Annotated in this window: 1 protein-coding gene; it reads left to right on the top strand. The window is 62.5% G+C overall.

Annotated elements, in window-relative coordinates; all coding sequences use genetic code 11:
* The coding region (locus B2M20_RS18690; RefSeq protein WP_244553600.1) for a DUF2934 domain-containing protein at positions 1-248 on the top strand (248 nt) is incomplete at its 5' end.
* Positions 249-563 lie beyond the last annotated feature (315 nt).

The following is a 563-nucleotide window of genomic DNA, read 5'->3' as shown; positions in this document are numbered from 1 at the left end:
CTTTAGCAGCCAGCGAGGCACGCGCCCTGGGCGACATCATGTCGGAATCTATGGGCGGCATCATCTCGGAATGCCCGGGCGACTTCATCGGAATCCGCACCCTGGCCGAGGTGTCGCGCTCAGACCTCGTTACCCCGTCCGCTCCCGCATCGGCTGCACCCACAGAAAAGGACATCAGTGTCCGCGCCTACCAACTGTGGGAGCAGGCCGGCTGCCCTGCGGGCCGCGACAAGGAGTTCTATTTTTAGGCCGAGAGAGAATTGAACGGCAAGGAAGCGCTGAATTCGACGCGCGGATGCGAACCGCGCTTTGACTCCTACGAAAGATAGCTGCCCTATCTGCCGCGGCATTGGATGGTGCGCGCTATCCCGACAGGCCGTGCGACTGTGAAACGCGCTGCGTGCGCGGCTACGCAGCGCCCTGCGGATGCAACGACAGCGATCCTCATACAAACCACGTGACCATAGCACCTACGGAAGGACTGAGGAGAGGTCACTGAGCAGCGGTGCGCGCAGCCTTTTGCTGCAAGCGCGCACCGGCTGAGGTGGCCATGGCCGATCAAG

The organism is Nitrobacter vulgaris (assembly GCF_002028545.1).
GTDB classification, from domain to species: Bacteria; Pseudomonadota; Alphaproteobacteria; order Rhizobiales; family Xanthobacteraceae; genus Nitrobacter; species Nitrobacter vulgaris.
The sequence above is the reverse complement of the archived record's forward strand: the minus strand, read 5'-3'. Positions and strand labels throughout refer to the sequence as shown.